This is a genomic window from Rhodanobacter aciditrophus, from assembly GCF_050026795.1.
Classification (GTDB): domain Bacteria; phylum Pseudomonadota; class Gammaproteobacteria; order Xanthomonadales; family Rhodanobacteraceae; genus Rhodanobacter_A.
The window spans coordinates 513,302-530,887 of the sequence record NZ_JALBWP010000012.1 but is presented as its reverse complement, the minus strand read 5'-3'; the positions used below and the strand labels follow the sequence as shown (position 1 = coordinate 530,887).

The 17,586-nt window shown below is 68.3% G+C and carries 14 protein-coding genes and 3 tRNA genes; 11 read left to right on the top strand and 6 right to left on the bottom strand.

All coding sequences use genetic code 11. The features are described 5' to 3' along the window. Positions 1 to 20: 20 nt before the first annotated feature. Positions 21 to 866 (bottom strand): endonuclease/exonuclease/phosphatase family protein, encoded by an 846-nt coding sequence (locus ACQGNW_RS15475; protein WP_426664124.1) that lies wholly within the window; start codon positions 864 to 866, stop codon positions 21 to 23. Positions 867 to 974: 108 nt separating this feature from the next. Next, positions 975 to 3,362, bottom strand: coding sequence for a phosphoenolpyruvate synthase (gene ppsA / locus ACQGNW_RS15470; protein WP_426664123.1), 2,388 nt, complete (start codon positions 3,360 to 3,362; stop codon positions 975 to 977). Positions 3,363 to 3,665: 303 nt separating this feature from the next. Between ppsA and ppsR the strand changes: the two genes are divergently transcribed. Both ppsR and ACQGNW_RS15460 read left to right on the top strand, forming a co-directional pair. After that, positions 3,666 to 4,481, top strand: coding sequence for a posphoenolpyruvate synthetase regulatory kinase/phosphorylase PpsR (gene ppsR, locus ACQGNW_RS15465; RefSeq protein ID WP_426664122.1), 816 nt, complete (start codon positions 3,666 to 3,668; stop codon positions 4,479 to 4,481). Between the two features lie 28 nt (positions 4,482 to 4,509). Then, on the top strand, positions 4,510 to 4,983 hold the full coding sequence (locus tag ACQGNW_RS15460) for a DUF1249 domain-containing protein (protein WP_426664121.1): 474 nt from the start codon (positions 4,510 to 4,512) through the stop codon (positions 4,981 to 4,983). A gap of 121 nt (positions 4,984 to 5,104) precedes the next feature. On the opposite strand, the gene ACQGNW_RS15455 is transcribed toward ACQGNW_RS15460, so the two are convergent. From ACQGNW_RS15455 to ACQGNW_RS15445, 3 genes are all read right to left on the bottom strand, one after another. Continuing rightward, a tRNA-Asp gene (locus ACQGNW_RS15455) sits at positions 5,105 to 5,181 on the bottom strand. A 39-nt stretch (positions 5,182 to 5,220) separates the two neighbouring features. Continuing rightward, positions 5,221 to 5,296: transfer RNA gene (locus tag ACQGNW_RS15450), tRNA-Glu, on the bottom strand. A gap of 9 nt (positions 5,297 to 5,305) precedes the next feature. Beyond that, positions 5,306 to 5,381, bottom strand: a tRNA-Ala gene (locus tag ACQGNW_RS15445). 169 nt (positions 5,382 to 5,550) lie between these two features. Between ACQGNW_RS15445 and ACQGNW_RS15440 the strand changes: the two genes are divergently transcribed. The 5 genes from ACQGNW_RS15440 (at position 5,551) to ACQGNW_RS15420 (ending at position 10,647) form a co-directional block, all read left to right on the top strand. Continuing rightward, positions 5,551 to 7,320, top strand: a complete 1,770-nt coding sequence (locus tag ACQGNW_RS15440) for a cation:proton antiporter (protein WP_426664120.1) — start codon at positions 5,551 to 5,553, stop codon at positions 7,318 to 7,320. Positions 7,321 to 7,507: 187 nt separating this feature from the next. Continuing rightward, positions 7,508 to 8,260, top strand: coding sequence for an FKBP-type peptidyl-prolyl cis-trans isomerase N-terminal domain-containing protein (locus tag ACQGNW_RS15435; protein WP_426664119.1), 753 nt, complete (start codon positions 7,508 to 7,510; stop codon positions 8,258 to 8,260). A 123-nt stretch (positions 8,261 to 8,383) separates the two neighbouring features. After that, positions 8,384 to 9,727 carry a UDP-glucose dehydrogenase family protein gene (locus ACQGNW_RS15430; RefSeq protein ID WP_426664118.1) on the top strand — a complete coding sequence of 448 codons (1,344 nt, stop codon included), beginning with the start codon at positions 8,384 to 8,386 and terminating at the stop codon, positions 9,725 to 9,727. Next, complete coding sequence (locus ACQGNW_RS15425; RefSeq protein ID WP_426664117.1) at positions 9,727 to 9,939, top strand: SlyX family protein; 213 nt, start codon at positions 9,727 to 9,729, stop codon at positions 9,937 to 9,939. The genes ACQGNW_RS15430 and ACQGNW_RS15425 overlap by 1 nt, the downstream gene beginning before the upstream one ends. Before the next feature lie 153 nt (positions 9,940 to 10,092). Then, positions 10,093 to 10,647 carry a DUF2058 domain-containing protein gene (locus tag ACQGNW_RS15420; protein ID WP_426664116.1) on the top strand — a complete coding sequence of 185 codons (555 nt, stop codon included), beginning with the start codon at positions 10,093 to 10,095 and terminating at the stop codon, positions 10,645 to 10,647. A gap of 75 nt (positions 10,648 to 10,722) precedes the next feature. On the opposite strand, the gene ACQGNW_RS15415 is transcribed toward ACQGNW_RS15420, so the two are convergent. Beyond that, positions 10,723 to 12,786, bottom strand: a complete 2,064-nt coding sequence (locus ACQGNW_RS15415; RefSeq protein ID WP_426664115.1) for a 3-hydroxyacyl-CoA dehydrogenase NAD-binding domain-containing protein — start codon at positions 12,784 to 12,786, stop codon at positions 10,723 to 10,725. A gap of 253 nt (positions 12,787 to 13,039) precedes the next feature. Here ACQGNW_RS15415 and ACQGNW_RS15410 point away from each other — a divergent pair, with 253 nt between their 5' ends. From ACQGNW_RS15410 to ACQGNW_RS15395, 4 genes are all read left to right on the top strand, one after another. Then, complete coding sequence (locus ACQGNW_RS15410) at positions 13,040 to 13,534, top strand: hypothetical protein (protein WP_426664114.1); 495 nt, start codon at positions 13,040 to 13,042, stop codon at positions 13,532 to 13,534. 321 nt (positions 13,535 to 13,855) lie between these two features. Further along, positions 13,856 to 16,069 (top strand): putative bifunctional diguanylate cyclase/phosphodiesterase, encoded by a 2,214-nt coding sequence (locus ACQGNW_RS15405; RefSeq protein ID WP_426664113.1) that lies wholly within the window; start codon positions 13,856 to 13,858, stop codon positions 16,067 to 16,069. Between the two features lie 180 nt (positions 16,070 to 16,249). Beyond that, a complete protein-coding gene (gene rpoE, locus ACQGNW_RS15400) occupies positions 16,250 to 16,864 on the top strand; it encodes an RNA polymerase sigma factor RpoE (protein ID WP_426664112.1) in 615 nt (204 codons plus the stop codon). Further along, positions 16,861 to 17,538: a sigma-E factor negative regulatory protein gene (locus ACQGNW_RS15395; protein ID WP_426664111.1), complete on the top strand. Its 678-nt coding sequence runs from the start codon at positions 16,861 to 16,863 to the stop codon at positions 17,536 to 17,538. The genes rpoE and ACQGNW_RS15395 overlap by 4 nt, the downstream gene beginning before the upstream one ends. Positions 17,539 to 17,586: the final 48 nt, after the last annotated feature.

Here is a 17,586-nt window from a genome sequence, read left to right as displayed (position 1 = left end):
GACAAGCGCGCGGAATCGCTTCAGCGGGCGGGTTTCCAGGCCAGTTCGGTGGCGACCGGGAAGTGGTCCGAGGGATAGCGCTTGCCCACGTGGGTGGTGACGGTGGCATACGCCAGCGGAGTGAAACCGCGTTCCAGGATCCAGTCGATGCGTTCCCTGGCGATGCCGGTGAAATCGTGGAAGGTGTTCTCGGGGCCGCTGGGGTGGGCCACGGCGGCGCGGGCGTCGACCAGGACCCTGGTGAGGGTGGTATAGGCGGAACTGGCGGCGTCGGTGTTGAAGTCGCCGGTGAGCACCACAGGCGTGCCGGCAGGCAGCTTTTCGATGCGTGAGGCGATCTCCTGCGCGGCGCGGGTGCGTGCCATCACGTCCTGCTCGCGGTAGGGGAAGTGGGTGTTGTAGAAGTAGAACACGCGGCGGTTGGCGCGATCCTCGAATTTCGCCCAGGTCACCAGGCGCGGCAGCGGGTGGCCCCAGCTGATGCTGCCGGGTTTGTCGGGTGTGTCGGAGAGCCAGAAGTTGCCGGAATCGAGCAGCTTCAGCCGGTCGCGGCGGTAGAACACGCCCATGTGTTCGTCGCGCTCGTCGCCGTAGCGGCCGATGCCGAACCAGGTGTAGCCGTGCAGTTTGGCGACGAGGTAGTCGCCCTGTTGCCTGAACAACTCCTGCGTGCCCATCACGTCGGGATGCTGTTCGCGGATCGTGCGCACCATCAGGTCGCGGCGGTGCTCCCAGCCGTTGGCGCCGTCGTGCGCCGAGAGCGTGCGGACGTTGAAGCTCATCACCCGCAAGGTCTGTGCGGCCAGCGGCGAGGCGAAGGCGAACATGGCGGCGAGGACGAAAGCCCCGGAAAGGAATCGGCGCATGGCGGCTTCGGCGGCAGGAGTGGAAAGCAGCGTAGAAGCCCGGGCGGCAGAAACGCAAGCGCGCACCGGGCAAGCCGGTGCGCGCCTGGTCGGTCGCGCTTGATCGGATCAGCCGGCCTTCTTCTTCGCCAGCCGCAACCAGGTGTCGACCACGGTATCGGGATTCAGCGACACCGACTCGATGCCCTGGTCCATCAGCCATTCGGCGAGGTCGGGATGGTCACTGGGGCCCTGGCCGCAGATGCCCACGTACTTGCCCTTGGTGCGTGCGGTCTGGATCGCCATGGACAGCAGCTTCTTCACCGCGGGATTCCGTTCGTCGAACAGGCCGGCAACGATCGACGAGTCGCGGTCCAGGCCCAGGGTGAGCTGGGTGAGGTCGTTGGAGCCGATCGAGAAGCCGTCGAAGATGTCGAGGAATTCCTCGGCGAGCAGGGCGTTGGAAGGCACCTCGCACATCATGATGATCTTGAGGTTCTGCTCTCCATTGACGCTGCCGCCCTGCCTGAGGCCGTTCTTCGCCAGCACTTCGACGACCTTGCGGCCTTCGTCCAGCGTGCGCACGAACGGGATCATCACCCACACATTGTCCAGCCCCATCGTCTCGCGCACGCGCTTGACCGCCTTGCATTCCAGCCCGAACGCCTCGGCGAAGCTGGGATCGACGTAGCGGCTGGCGCCGCGGAAGCCGATCATCGGATTCTCCTCGTGAGGCTCGTAGCGCGAGCCGCCGAGCAGGTTGGCGTATTCGTTGGACTTGAAGTCGCTCATGCGCACGATCACCGGCTTCGGGTATACCGAGGCGGCGATGGTGGCGATGCCCTCGGCGAGGCGGTCCACGTAGAACTCGACCGGGCCGGCGTAGCCGGCGATGCGCTCGTCGATCTTCGCCTTCGTCTCGGCGTCCTGCTTGCCGTATTCCAGCAGTGCCTTCGGGTGCACGCCGATGTGGCTGGCGATGATCATCTCCAGGCGGGCCAGGCCGATGCCGGCGTTCGGCAGCATGCCGAAGTCGAACGCGCGCTCGGGGTTGGCCACATTCATCATGATCTTCAGCGGCGCCTCGGGCATCGCGCCGAGGTCGGCGGTGATGCGCTCGAACTTCAGGTGGCCCGCGTAGATCGTGCCGGTGTCGCCCTCGGCGCAGGACACGGTGACCTCGGCGCCGTCGGGGATCAGTTCCAGCGCGTTGCCGGTACCGACCACGGCGGGCACGCCCAGCTCGCGCGCGATGATCGCCGCGTGGCAGGTGCGGCCGCCGCGGTTGGTGACGATGGCGCTGGCGCGCTTCATCACCGGCTCCCAGTCGGGGTCGGTCATGTCGGCGACCAGCACGTCCCCGGCCTGCACCTTGTTCATGTCCGCCAGCGAGCGCACCACGCGCGCCTTGCCGGCGCCGATCTTCTGGCCGATCGCGCGGCCCTCGGCCAGCACCTTGCCCTTCTCGCTGAGGTGGAAGCGCTCGAGCTGGGTGGCCTGGGCGCGCGACTTCACCGTTTCCGGGCGCGCCTGCACGATGTACAGCTTGCCGGTGTGGCCGTCCTTCGCCCATTCGATGTCCATCGGGCGGCCGTAGTGCTGCTCGATGACCAACGCCTGCTTCGCCAGCTCCTCGACGTCGGCATCGCTGATGCAGAACCTGTTGCGCAGCTCGTCCGGCGTGCTCTCGGTCTTCACGCGCTCGCCGGGCTGGTTCGAATACACCATGCGCAGCTGCTTGGCGCCGAGGCTCCGGCGCAGCACCGCCGGCTTGCCTGCCTTCAGCGTGGGCTTGAACACGTAGAACTCGTCCGGGTTCACCGCGCCCTGCACGACCATCTCGCCGAGGCCGTAGCTGCCGGTGACGAACACCACGTCGCGGAAGCCCGACTCGGTATCGAGCGTGAACAGCACGCCAGAGGCGCCCACGTCCGAGCGCACCATCAGCTGCACGCCGGCGGAGAGGAACACCTCTGCGTGGGCGAAGCCCTGGTGCACGCGGTAGGCGATCGCGCGGTCGTTGTACAGCGAGGCGAAGACTTCCTTCACCTTGTGCAGCACGTCGTCGATGCCGACCACGTTGAGGAAGGTTTCCTGCTGGCCGGCGAAGCTGGCGTCGGGCAGATCCTCGGCGGTGGCGGAGGAGCGCACGGCCACGGCGATGTCGTCGGCGCCGGTGTCCTTGCACAACTTCGCGTAGGCGTCGCGGATCGCCTGATCGAGCTCGGCGGGCAACGGAGTCTCGATGACCCACTCGCGGATTTCCTTGCCGGCCTTCGTGAGCGCGTCCACGTCGTCCACGTCCAGGTCGGCAAGGCGCTCGGCGATGCGCCTGGCCACGCCGCTCTTTTCCAGGTACTGCTGGAATGCGTCGGCCGTGGTGGCGAACCCGCCGGGTACGGAAACCCCGAGTTTGGCCAGGTTGCCGATCATTTCGCCGAGCGAGGCGTTCTTGCCGCCGACCTTGCCGAGGTCGGTCATGCGCAGTTGGTCGAGCCAAAGCACCAGGTGGTTCAAGGGGAATCTCCTGAAGGAAGCGCTGCAGATAGTGGAATGGTCGCGCGGCGAAGGCACGAAGCGGGCCACAAAGAATTGGTATTGTCCGCTGTCGATGGTGCGCGGCACAAGAAGACCAATGCCATCCGGCGCCGCGCCAACTGCATACCAGTCAGGCGGGAGTCGGTGTGTGGGGGCGGCGACCGCGTCGCCTCGCGGCCCGGGGCGGCTCTCGCGCCGCTGGCCCGCCGGGCCGGCGGCGACAGCTTTCGAGCCTTGCGCTAAGGTGCGCGACAGGCAGGCGCCTCGACCTTCGGACTCTTCATGCAGCGCACGGTTTTCTTCATTTCCGACTCCACCGGCATCACCGCGGAGACGATCGGCAACAGCATCCTCGCGCAGTTCGAGGGGCTGCGCTTCGACAAGCATCGCCTGCCTTTCATCGACGATGCGCACAAGGCCGAGGCGGCCGCGTTGCGCATCAAGACGCATTACGCGAAAAGCGGCGAGCGACCAATCGTGGTCAACACCATGGCCGACCGCGCACTGTGCGACATCGTGGCCGGCAGCGGCGCGCTGATGCTGGATGTGTTCGCGCCGTTCATCGGCCCGCTGGAGGCGGAGTTGGGGGCCAAGCGCTCCGGTGCGGTGAACCGTTCGCACGGACTGGTGGATTTCGACAAGTACGAGGCGCGCATCAACGCCACCAACTACGCGCTGTCGCACGACGACGGCATCGACGTGGACTATGCGCAGGCCGACCTGATCCTGGTCGGCGTGTCGCGCTCCGGCAAGACGCCGACCTGCCTGTACATGGCCTTGCATTACGGCGTCAGTGCCGCCAACTATCCGCTGACCGAGGAAGACCTGGAGAAACTGGAATTGCCGTCGCGCCTGCGGCCGTACCGTGACCGCCTGTTCGGCCTCACCATCGAACCGGAACGGTTGGCGCAGATCCGCGAGCAGCGCCGGGCGGGCAGCCGCTACGCCACGCTCAAGCAGTGCAAATGGGAACTGGAGCAGGCCGACAGGCTGATGCGCCAGGCCGGCATCCCCTCCCTCAACACCACGCACGTATCGATCGAGGAGATCGCGAGCAAGATCTTCGCGAACCTCGGCATCGAGCGCACCATGTTCTGAAACCGCACCGGAGTAGCCAGCGTCCGCCATGAGTGCCGTACTCGACGACCGCCACAGCCTGTTGCCGGGACGCTTCGAGTTCCTGATGGGCCTGTACGCGGAGAACTACCATCGATTGACGCGGCTGTTCGCGCCGCAGCAACTGGCACCGGGGCAGTACGTATCGGACGTGGACGATGGGCTCAACGTGCATCTGGCGGTGCAGGAGCGGCATCCCTACACGCTGGAGCTGGAGCTCACCTATGGCTTCGTCGATGCGCATACCGGCCATCGCGCGCCGTCGGCGCAGCTGCGGATGTACACCGATGCCCATGTGGCCGAAGCGCTGCATTGCCATCCCGGCCGGCACCTGTGGCAGGTGCTCGGCCCGTTCGCGCCGGCGCACACGGTGTTCCAGCATCGCCTGCAGATGAACGGTTTCCTTGCGCGTTGGCTGGAGTACCTGGCGGAGCAGGGGCATTCGACCGGTACGCTGAAGCCGATGGTGAGCGTTGGGTCGTAGCGGCTTTTTCTGAAGAGTGCGGTCATGGATGGCCGCTTCTTGATCTTCGCGCTCATGGACGAACGCACAGATACCCGAACAACAAAAAAACCGCCCGAGGGGCGGTTCTTCTGCTTGATCGTGGCGGAGCGGACGGGACTCGAACCCGCGACCTCCGGCGTGACAGGCCAGCATTCTAACCGACTGAACTACCGCTCCACATTTGGTTTCCAGGCAACGTACAACGCGTTCCGACCTTGGCGTCCCCACGGGGATTCGAACCCCGGTCGCCACCGTGAAAGGGTGATGTCCTAGGCCTCTAGACGATGGGGACGGGTTAGGTTGGTGGAGCCAGGCGGGATCGAACCGCCGACCTCCTGCATGCCATGCAGGCGCTCTCCCAGCTGAGCTATGGCCCCGCCGCTGGAAGCCGCAAAGAATAGGTGTGGGTCGCATATCCGTCAAGCTTTTTTTCAAGAAATTTTCACGTGGTCGTCGAGGCCGGGCTGGCGACGCTAGCCGGGCATCGACCGCGATCCGCGCAGGGCATCGTTTAAGCTTTCCGACCGGGCACAGCGAGAGGAAGACATGCACGAGATCGGCTTCATCCGCGACCTCGCGATGGTGATGCTCGTTGCCGGCGCCACCACGATCCTGTTCCAGCGCCTGCGCCAGCCGGTGCTGCTCGGTTACATCCTGGCCGGCGTGCTGATCGGCCCGCATACGCCGGGCATGCTGGTGGCCGATCCGCGTGCGATCGACGACATCTCCAACCTCGGCGTGGTGCTGCTGATGTTCACGCTGGGCCTGGAGTTCAGCGTGCGCAAGTTGCGCGAGGTAGGCATCGGCGTGCTTGCGGTGGCGGTGCTGGAAGTCGGCCTGATGCTGTGGATCGGCGTGGGCCTGGGCAGCCTGTTCGGCTGGAAGGGCATTGATGCGCTGTTCCTCGGCGCGATCATCGCGCTGTCCTCGACCATGGTTGCCACGCGGACGCTGAAGGAGGGCGGCAGGCAGGAGCAGCCGTTTGCGAAGCTGGTGGTGGGGCTGCTGGTGGCCGAGGACGTGCTCGCCATCGTGATGCTCACCCTGCTCACCGCGGTGGCGATCGGCGGCACCGTCCGTGCGGACACCGCGTTCGCGCTGATCGGCCACCTCGGCCTGTTCGTGGTGGTGGGCATGATCCTGGGCCTGCTGCTGTTGCCGCGGCTGGTGGACTACGTGGCCGGCTTCGGCCGCGACGAGACGCTGCTGGTGAGCGTGCTCGGCATCTGCTTCGGCGCCAGCCTGCTGGCGGCGTGGATGGGCTTCAGCGTGGCGCTGGGCGCCTTCCTCGCCGGTGCGGTGGTGGCCGAGGCGCGCAGCGTGGGGCGTGTGCTGCACCTGGTCGAGCCCTTGCGCGACATGTTCGCGGCGCTGTTCTTCGTGGCGATCGGCCTGAAGATCGATCCGGCGATGCTGTGGCAGTACGCGTTGCCGGCGCTGGTGGTCGCCGCGGTCGTGGTCGCGGGCAAGACGCTGGCCTGCAGCCTGGGGATCCTGGTGGTGGGTTACGACGCGCGCACCGCGTTGCGCTCGGGCCTGGGCATGGCGCAGATCGGCGAGTTCTCCTTCGTGATCGCCACCCTGGGGCTGTCGCTGGGTGCGATCGGCGACTTTCTCTATCCGATCGCGGTCGCGGTGTCGGTGCTGTGCATGGCGGCGTCGCCGTACCTGAACCGTTCGGCCGACCGGCTGGCCGATGGCTTGTCGCGCATTACGCCGCGCTCCCTGCGGCTGCTGGTCGACAGCTACAGCGGCTGGCTGGAGAACCTCCGGCCGGTCAACGAGAACGCGGTGCTGGCCGCAATGCTGCGCCGCCTGTTGTGGCACATAGCGGTCAACGTGCTGCTGGTGGTCACGCTGTTCGTGATCGGCGCGTACGTGAACGCGCACAGCTGGGGCTGGTTCTCGCAGTTCGGCATCCATCGCGACCTGCGCCATACGCTGATCTGGGCCTGTGCGCTGTTCCTGTCGCTGCCGATGCTGATCGCGGTGTACCGCAAGGCCGAGGCGCTTGGCATGCTGCTGGCAGAGCTGGGTATCCGCGAGCGCTTTGCCGGTGCCTACACGCATGCGATCCGCAGCGTGCTGGCGCGGCTGATTCCGCTGGCCACCCTGCTCGCGCTGGCGTTGCTGGTCGGCGCGCTGGGTTCGGCGATCCTGCCGCCGTTCGGGGTGGCGCTGTCGCTGCTGGTGGCCGGCGTGGTGCTGGCGGTGGTCCTTTGGCGCGCGCTGGTGAAACTGCACGCGCGGCTGCAGGCCGCGCTGAAGGAGACGCTGGACAAGCCGGAGCCGCCGGGGCAGGGCGATCCTCCCTGAGAACGCGCCGTCGGGCGTGCCTGGCGGGGCCTTTCCCGCCGGGCCGCTGCTGAACCTTTCCGCGGCCTGGCTGTCCCATCCGGACCCGATTGCAAGCCCGGCGCGGCCGTCCCACAATGGGCGACCATGCCTCCGCAGTGGGGGCCCGGCCGGCGGCACCGGCATATCCAACACGAGGGAGTTTCGAATGAAGCATTTTCTGCGTCCCACGCTGACCGCGGTCGCAATGGCCACGGCGCTGGGCATGTCGGCGGGTGTCTACGCCGCCCAGACGACCACCAAGGCCGCCGCCGGCACGGTCGACAAGGCCAAGGCCAGCTACGTGGTGGGCTGGGAGATTGCTTCCCAGGTTCCGCCGATCATGCGCGAGGAGCTGGATCCGACCGCCGTGGCGAATGCCGTGAAGGCTGCGCTGTCCGGCCAGAAGCCGACCATGAGCGAGGCCGAGGCCAAGCAGGTGCACGATGCCTTCATGGCCAAGATCAAGGCCAAGTACGAGGCCGAGATGACCAAGCTGGCGGCCAAGAACAAGGCCGAGGGCGATGCCTTCCTCGCCAAGAACAAGACGCAGCCGGGCGTGAAGACCACGGCCTCGGGCCTGCAGTATCAGGTGATCACCCAGGGCACCGGCGCCCGTCCCGGTCCGAACGACACGGTGAAGATCGACTACACCGGCAGCTTCATCAACGGCCAGGTGTTCGACGCCTCCTCCAAGCACAATCCGCCGGGTCCGGCCGACATCCCGCTGGCCGGCGTGATCCCGGGCTTCCGCGAAGGCCTGCAGCTGATGCAGGTGGGCGGCCACTACAAGCTGTTCATTCCGGCGAACCTGGCCTACGGCGCCGAGCCGCAGCCGCCGATGCCGCCGAACGCCACGCTGATCTTCGACGTGACCCTGGTCAGCACCAAGCCGACGCCCGCCGCTCCCGCGGCCAAGTAAGCGCGGCTCCGTCAGCGGTACCGAAGAGGGCGCGAAGCGATTCGCGCCCTCTTGCTTTGCCCGACCACGACGGCACCGCCGCGGTTAGAATGCGCGTTCGTTGGAAGAGGAATCGGCAGCACGATGAAAGTCACGATCTTCGGCACCGGCTATGTCGGTCTGGTCACCGGCGCCTGTCTCGCCGAAATGGGCAATCACGTGGTTTGCGTCGACATCGACGCGGCCAAGGTCGAACGCCTCGGGTGCGGCGAGATCCCGATCTACGAGCCGGGCCTGGAGCCCCTCGTCCGACGCAACCACGCCGCCGGCCAGCTCGATTTCACCACCGACGCCGCGCCGGCGATCGCGCACGGCGAGGTGATCTTCATCGCGGTGGGCACGCCGCCCGACGAGGACGGCAGCGCCGACCTGAAGTACGTGCTGGGCGTGGCCAGATCCATCGGCCAGCATCTGGACCGCTATGCCGTGGTGGTGAACAAGTCCACCGTGCCGGTGGGCACCGCCGACCGCGTGCGCGCGGCGATCGCGGCGGAACTGGCCGCGCGCGGCGCGAACGTCGAGTTCGATGTGGTCTCCAACCCTGAATTCCTCAAGGAAGGCGACGCGGTGGAGGACTGCCTGCGCCCCGACCGCATCGTGATCGGCAGCTCCAGCGCACGCGCGGTGGCCACGCTGCGCAAGCTGTATGCGCCGTTCAACCGCAATCACGACCGTACCGTGGTGATGGACGAGCGCTCGGCCGAACTCACCAAGTACGCCGCCAATGCGATGCTGGCGACCAAGATCAGCTTCATGAACGAGATCGCCAACATCGCCGAGCGCGTGGGCGCCGACGTGGAGCTGGTGCGCCAGGGCATCGGCGCCGATCCCCGCATCGGCTACCACTTCATCTACCCCGGTGCCGGCTACGGCGGCTCCTGCTTCCCCAAGGATGTGCAGGCGCTGGAGCGCACCGCGCGAGGCGTGGGCTACGACGCCCGTCTGCTCGGCGCGGTCGAGGCGGTGAACCAGGACCAGAAGACCAAGCTGTTCGAGCTGATCGCGCGCCATTTCGACGGCCAACTGGCCGGCAGGACCATCGCGCTGTGGGGCCTGGCGTTCAAGCCGAACACCGACGACATGCGCGAAGCCTCCAGCCGCCGCCTGATGGAGGCGCTATGGGCAGCCGGCGCACGCGTGCAGGCCTATGATCCGGAGGCGCGCGAGGAAACCCGGCGCATCTACGGCGAGCGCGCGGACCTCGTGCTGTGCGAGCACGCCTGGGATGCATTGCAGGGGGCGGACGCGCTGGCCATCGTCACCGAATGGAAGGCCTTCCGCAGTCCGGACTTCGCGCGCATCCGAGCCGAGCTGAAAACACCGGCGATCTTCGACGGCCGCAACCTTTACGACCCTGCGACGGTGGAAGACGCGGGCCTGGCCTACTACGGCATCGGCCGCGGACGCAGCCTGCGGGCGCCCCGCTGATGGACGCGATCGAACAGCGCCTGGCCGACCTCGAGGTGCGGTTGACCTTCATCGACGACACCGTGCAGGCGCTGGCGGCGGCCGATGCCGAGCAGGCGATGCGCATCGTCGAGCTGGAGCGCCTGCTGCACCTGCTGCGCCAGGAATTGCAGAGCGTGCGGCTGGGCTCGGCGCCCGACCCGCACAGCGAACCGCCGCCGCCGCACTATTGAGAGTGTGGCCAGGAATGGCCGTCCGTTTGACCTCCGCGATCATGGACGATCGCCAGTGATTGAAGAGTGCGGCCAAGGATGGCCGCCCGTTTGATTTCCGCGATCATGGACGATCGCCAATGAACAGCATCGAGCATCATCGGAACCAGGATCATGGGTGAATCCCTGCGCGACCAGCTGCTGAAGAGCGGCCTTGTCAAGCAAATCCGCGAGGAAAAGCACGGCGCCGAACGCAAGCGTCGGCCGGACGACAGGCCGCAAGGCCAGGGCGGCAAGCCGCCGGCGCCTCGCCGCAACCAGGAGGACATCGACCTCGCCAAGGCCTATGCGATCCGCGCCCAGACGGAAGCGAACGAGCGCAAGCGGGCCCAGCAGGAGGCCGAGGAGCAGGCGCGCCTGCGCCGCGAACGCAAGCAGCGGATCCAGCAGCTGCTGGACGGCAAGGTCCTGAACAAGGCCGAGACCGAGCTGGTGCGCAACTTCGAGTACGGCGGCAAGATCCGCCGTATCCACGTCGATGCGGCCCAGCTGGCGGCGCTCAACGGGGGCGAACTTGGCGTGGTGCAGCAGGCCGGACGCTACCTGCTGGTCGCGCGCGAGGTCGCCGAACAGGTGCGGGCGATCGACGCCCACCAGCTGGCGCTGCTGGTCGATCCCGATGCCGCTGGCAGCGGCGACGACGGCGTGCCCGACGACCTGGTCTGGTAGGCCGGGTCGTTCGCACCGGACTCGACCAGATATCCCGGGCCGGGTGCCGGGCGCTGCCGCAGGCGACGCGCGCGCTCAGATCGCGTCGACGCCGGTCGCGAGCGCCGGGTGGTCCCAGCCTTGCCGGGGCGTGAAGCGGGCGCCGTGGCGTTGCGCCAGTCGTTCCAGCTTCGCCTTGATCATGCCCGCGCCCTCGCTGCGCACGTACTGGATCGGGCCGCCGCGGAACGGCGCGAAGCCGGTGCCGAAGATCACTCCGGCGTCGAGCAGGTCGGCGTCGTCCACCACGCCGTCGGCGAGGCAGGCCACCGCTTCGTTGACCAGCGCCAGGATCATGCGGTCCTGCAGGTCGGGCGAAGGCTGGTAGTCGGGATCGACTTCCGGCTTGATCGGCTTGCCGTCCTGCCACACGTACAGGCCCTGGCCATCCTTCTTGCCGCGCTTGCCGGCGTCGAGCTTGCCCTCCAGCCCCGGCGGCAGCTCCAGCCCGAGGAACGGAGCGAGCTCCCTGCCCACCGAGACGCACACGTCAAGGCCCACGGTGTCGGCCAGCTCGATCGGTCCCATCGGCATGCCGAACTGCTTCGCCGCCTTGTCCAGCACCGGGCCGGGTACGCCCTCGTTGTACAGGCGCAACGCCTCCAGCAGGTAGGGCATCAGGATGCGGTTCACCAGGAAGCCGGGCGTGCCTTTCACCGCCACCGGCAGCTTGCCGATGGCCTTGCAGAACGCCAGTGCGCGCTTCTCGATGGCCGGGTCGAGCCGGTCGTGGCGCACCACCTCGACCAGCGGCATCTGCGCCACCGGGTTGAAGAAGTGCAGGCCCAGGAAGCGCTGTGGCGCCCTGAGGTTCCTGCGCAGCTCGTCCAGCGGAATGCTGGACGTATTGCTGGCCAGGATCTCCGCCGCCTGGAACTGCGGCTCGATGGCGGCGTACAGCGCTTCCTTGGCCTCGGCGTTCTCGTAGATCGCCTCGATGGCGAGGTCGGCATCCTTCACGCCGGTGCCTTCCACGTCGCCACGCAGGCGCTGGATGGCGGCTTCGATCTTTTCCGGCGTCTTCAGCTTCTTCCCGTAAAGTTGGCGGGCACGGTCCAGCGCGGGCTGCACGAGTTTCATCTCGCGATCCTGCAGGCTCACCTCGAAGCCCTTCAGCGCGATCCAGGCGGCGATGTCGCCGCCCATCACGCCGGCGCCCACCACGTGCACGCGCCGGATGCCGTGTTCGGTGCCGGCGCCCTGGCTCTTCAGCCGCTCCTGCAGGAAGAACACGCGGATCAGGTTGTGCGCGGTGGGCGTGGCCGCCAGCTTCGCCACCGAGCGCGCTTCCAGTTTCAACCGCTGGCGGATATCGCCGCCGCCGCGCTGCCACACGTCGATCAGCGCGAACGGGGCGGGGTAGTGCTCCTTGCGTACCCTGGCGGCGGTCTGCTTCATCACCATCGGCGCGAGGATCTGCCGGGCCGGCCAGCAGTTCGTGAGCCAGGCCTTGGCACGCCGCGCGAACGGCCGCGGCTGCGGGCGGCGCAGCAGGGCGCGCGCCTCGGCCAGCAACTCGTCGGGCGGTGCCACGCGGTCGACCACGCCCAGCGCCAGCGCGCGCCTGGCCGACAGGGACTTGCCGGTCAGCATCAGCGGCAGCGCCTCGGGTGCGCCGATCAGCCGCGGCAGGCGCGCGCTGCCGCCCCAGCCGGGGTGGATGCCGAGCATCACCTCGGGCAGGGCGATGCGGGTCCGGTCGTCGTCCGCGGCGATGCGCTGGCGGCAGGCCAGGATCAGCTCGGTGCCGCCGCCCATGCAAGCGCCGTGCACCGCCGCCACCGTGGGGCAGGGCAGCCGGGCCAGCGCCTCGTACACCTGCTGGCCGTTCTCGATGTTCTCCAGCACGCTGCCCTGTCTCGCGTACTCCACGAATTCCCTGATGTCCGCGCCTACCGCGAAGCCGGCGGGCTTGGCGGAATGCACGATCACGCCGGCCGGCTGCTCGATCGCCAGGCGCTCGACGATCTGGCCCAGCTCGTCCAGCACGGCGCGGTTGATCGCGTTGACGCTGCTGCCGGCGCGGTCGAGGGTGAGCGTGACGATGCCGTGCTCGTCCAGGCTCGTCTTCCAGTGGTTGAAGCGCAATCCTTCGAACATGGGCGAGGGGGAGGTGGTGGACGAAGCCTGAACCATACCGTCCCGTCCGGACGAATGCGAGATGTGGCCGGACGGCGCTGCGCACGGACTTGCGACACTTTCCGGGATCCCCGAGCGGTCGAATGTGAAGCGGTTCGCCCTCCATGGCGGCGGGCAGGTCCCAGAATGGGCGCAAACCGTGGAGAATGCGCCATGGGGCCGGCCGGTGGCGCACCAATCCGCCAGCCCGCACCGAACGATCCAGGGAGCCACGATGACATCGATGATGGACATGCCCTTGCCATCCTCCGGTCATGACGTCTTCGAGCGGATCCTGGCCGCGCCGGCCGGGGTGGTGGCCGTGCGCAGCGAGGACGGCGTCGCGTTGCTGGAACATTTCCGCAGCATTGCCCGCCACAGCGGGCAGGCGGTGTACCTGTGGCAGCCGGGCCAGGGCCTGTCGAGCCTGCGCGATGCGCATGCGCGCGTGCCGGATGCGCAGCGCCTCGGCCAGGCGTTGCGCTACATGCAGCAGAGCATGCATTTCGGCGTCTACGTGCTGCAGGAACTGGAGCTGCCGCTGGCGGCGGCCGACCTCACCCTGCTGCGGCAGCTGGCGCGGGCAACCACCGGGCACCTGCGCCGCGTGGTGCTGCTGAATGCACCGCTGGCCCTGGTCGAGCAACTGGGCGAATTGATCACCTGCATCGACAGCGAGCCCGAGTTGCCGCAGCGCCTGCGCCTGCGCGACGGCCGCTGGCTGAGTTGAGAGCCCGATCATGGTCTCCAGACACCCCGCGTTGTCATCGAGTGGCTGCCAGGTGGTGGCGCGTGGCGCAGCGCCTGCCTGGCAGGCAGGTCTAGCCGCGCGCTGCCGCATGGCGGCCACGGCAAGGCAAGCCGAAGGGCCGGGTCTGTCTGCCTCCATGCCGGCGTCATCACCCGGTCGTGGACGGACGTCCGCTCCGCGCTCCTCAAAGCCGAGTGTGTCCATGGGTTCTTCCCGCGTGCTTTCGTTCTTCCCTGGCCTGCGTGCAAACGGCTCCCGGCGCGGGGTGCTCGGAGATCACGACCAGGCTCTGGGGTCGGCATGAGCGAAGGCATCCTCGTACTCGCCGCCCGCCGCGACCTGCGCCGTCGCCTCTTCGACGTATTCGACCAGGCGGGATGCCGGCACATCCACAGCGCCCGCGACGCGCAGCACGCGGCGATCCTGCTGGAGGGGCGCCAGTCGCTGGAGCTGATGGTGGCGGTGCTCGGCCCCGACGCCGTGCAGGCGCGCCGGTGTTGCGAACAGCTGCGTGCGCTGGGGGCCGGCGCGGGCGTGCCGCTGCTGGCGATCGTCGACGAGGAGGCCCCGCTGCAGGCCGCGCAGCTGCCCGACGACATTGTCGGCTGGCTGCCTTCGGCCCGGATCGAAACCGAGCTGCTGGCGCGCTGGCGGCAATTGCCGCCCGCTGCCGCGCCGGCGGCGCCCGCCCCTGCACCCAGCGCCGCGGAGAACGCGCTGGCCTTGCTGGCGCGCATCTTCGCCACCAGCGGTGGTGGCGCCACCCGCGATGCCACCGCGCGGCTGCTGTTCGACGAGCTGGCGCTGGATTACCTCGCGGTATGGCCGGTGCGCAACGAGGGCAGCGAGTTCCTGGCGCCGATGTTGCAGCTGTGGAACGGCGCGGAGCCGGCCTGGCCGCCGGTCGAGGCGCAAGTGCTGCTGCAACGCGTGCTGGACGGGGAATCGGTGCTTTACCGCAACGAGGCGCTGCAGCGTGCGCCGGCCGATCCGCTGCTGCCGCTGCTCGAGCTGTCCGGTTTCGTGGGCCTGCCGCTGCTCGACGAGCGCCGTGTAGTGCTGGGTGCCATGCTGGCCGGCAGCCGCCGGGGCTTCGGTGACATGGCGATCATGGAGCCGCTGCTGCGGTGTGCGGCGGCTCGCTTCGCGCAAGGGCTGGAGCTGGGGCTCACGCGCGAGCAGGGGCGCGCCGAGGGCCTGCTCGATGCGCTCACCGGCCTGCCGAACCGCCTGCTGTTCGGCGACCGGCTGGAATCGATCCTGCGCGAGGCGGTGCGCAACGGCGAGTGCTTCGCGGTGCTGTTCGTGGACCTCGACCACTTCAAGACGATCAACGACACCCATGGCCACGCCGCCGGCGACCAGGTGCTGCAGGAGGTCACCCGCCGCCTGCGCGGCAGCGTGCGCGCCTCCGACACGGTGGCGCGCTATGCCGGTGACGAGTTCACCGTGGTGCTGCGGCACATCGTGAAGAACGACGACGTGCAGCGGATCGCCGAGAAGATCCTGCAGGTGGTGGGCGAGCCGCTGCAGCTGGAGAACGGCACCAGCCTGCAGGTCGGTGTATCGATCGGCGTGAGCTTCTTCCCCGACGACGCGCCCGATACGGAAACCCTGCTCAAGCACGCCGACGAGGCGATGTACGCCGCCAAGCGCCAGGGCCGCAACACCTGCCGCATCTACGAGGTGAGCCCGGAGTACGCGCGCGAGCATGGCCTGGCGCTGCGTTCGCGCCTGCGCCATGCGCTCGGCAACGGCGAGTTGCGCCTGGTCTACCAGCCGCAGGTCGGCACCGAGAGCGAGGACATCGTGGGGATGGAGGCGCTGCTGCGCTGGGAACACCCCGAGCTGGGGCCGATAAGCCCGGCGGTGTTCGTGCCGCTGGCGGAGGAAACCGGGCTGATCGTGCCGATCGGCGAGTGGGTGCTGCGCACCGCCTGTCGCCAGGCCCAGGAGTGGGAACAGCGCTACGGCCTGCGCCTGCGCCTGGGCGTGAACCTGTCCGCGTTGCAGCTGATGGAGCCGAAACTGCCGGCCACGGTGTTCCGTGCGCTGCAGGAAACCGGCCTCGACCCCACCCTGCTGGAACTGGAGGTCACCGAAAGCATCAGCATCAAGGCCGCGCCGAACCTGGTGGAGAACCTGCAGGCGCTGCACCGCCTCGGCTGCCGCATTGCGATCGACGACTTCGGTACCGGCGCCGCCTCGCTGGACTATCTGCGCAAGCTGCCGGCTGACCGCATCAAGGTCGACCAGAGTTTCGTGCGCAACATCGGGGTGGACCCGGACGACGAGGCGATCGTGCGCGCCACCATCGAGATGGCGCACCGGCTGGGCCGCAGCGTGGTGGCCGAGGGCGTGGAGACCGAACAGCACCTCGCCTTCCTGCGCGCCCACGATTGCGACGAGCTGCAGGGCTACCTGTTCTGCCGGCCGCTGCCGGTGGTCTCCTTCGAGCGGCTGCTGGCCGAGCGCCAGCAACTGCTGGGCCAGCCGGCCGCCGTGCCGGCTTGAGCGCTTCCCCCGTCGCCCCCATGCAGGGGTTGCCCGCGGCTGCGCTGCGGCGGGCGAACGCTGGCCAGGCCATGCGTCAGGGTGAAATCGTTACACTCGGGGCGACGCTGAACTTGCGCGCCCGACCCCGGTCTGAGCAGCGCGCTCGTTCAGGCACAAGCTCCGCAGCGGAAGACGGCATTGACGACGGATACGGCCCGGACGGGCGAAAACGAACTGGACCGGGCACTGGTCGAACGCGTGCAGGGCGGCGACAAGCGCGCCTTCGACCTCCTGGTGCGCAAGTATCAGCACAAGGTGGTGGGGCTGGTCTCGCGCTACGTGAAGAGCCATGCCGAGTGCGAGGACATCGCCCAGGAGGCTTTCATTCGCGCGTGGCGGGCGATCGGCTCGTTCCGCGGCGACAGCGCGTTCTACACCTGGCTGTACAAGATCGCGGTGAACACCGCCAAGAACCATCTGGTGGCGATGGGGCGGCGTCCGCCCACCGACGACATCGATGCGGAGGAGGCCGTGTTCCTGTCCGGCGCCGAGCGCATGCACGACAGCGCCACCCCCGAACGCGAGCTGATGCGGCAGGAAATTGAACATTCGGTGTTTTCCACTGTCCAAGCGCTGCCCGAGGAACTCAGGGTGGCCATCACGCTGCGCGAGGTGGACGGCCTGAGTTACGAGGAAATCGCCGAGGCCATGGGCTGCCCGATCGGTACGGTGCGTTCGCGCATCTTCCGTGCCCGCGAGGCGATCGACGAGAAGTTGCGGCCGCTGTTGTCGGAACGCGAGGACCAGACATGAACCAGTCAGACCAGCATCAGCATGCGCGCGAGCACCTTTCGGCCGGCATCGACGGCGAACTGTCGCACGAGGAGTTGCGCTTCCTGCTGCGCCGGCTCGACCACGACGGCGAGTTGCGGCGCACCTGGGTGAGCTACCACGTGGCCCGCGACGGTCTGCGCCGGCAGCTGCCGCCGCTGGCCGAAGCCGGCTTCGTGTCGCGGGTGATGCTGGCGATCGAGCAGGAGGCCGTTGTGGCCGCCGCACCACGCCACCAGCGCTGGCTGCGCTGGTCGGCCGGCGGCGCGATCGCGGCCGGTGTTGCCGCCGCGGCGCTGATGATTGCCCAGCCGACCGGCGATGCCGAGCGGCACGCGGCTTCGCTGACCGCGCAGGCGGCGCCGGGCATGCCGGTGCGCAGCGCACCGGCCGCGGTGCCGCAGCCGGAGGTGGCGGTGGTGCCACCGTGGTTGAGCGGCAAGGTGCCCGGCCTGCTCAGCCAGCGCGCCGCGGCCACGCTGGGGGCGCCCGTCGACGCGGGCCTGTCGTCGCCCTATGCCCGCGGCATGTCGCCGTTCCGCGTCCAGCGCTATCGCACGCTGGACAATCACGACGGCAGCTATCTGATCCTGCTCGACCCAGCCCAGCAGCAGGTGCCGGACGCCCCACGCCAGGGCGCCGCCAGCGCCCAGTGAGATCGGGCCGCGTGCGCGCTCCGCGGTCCGCCATTCCCCATCAGTCCA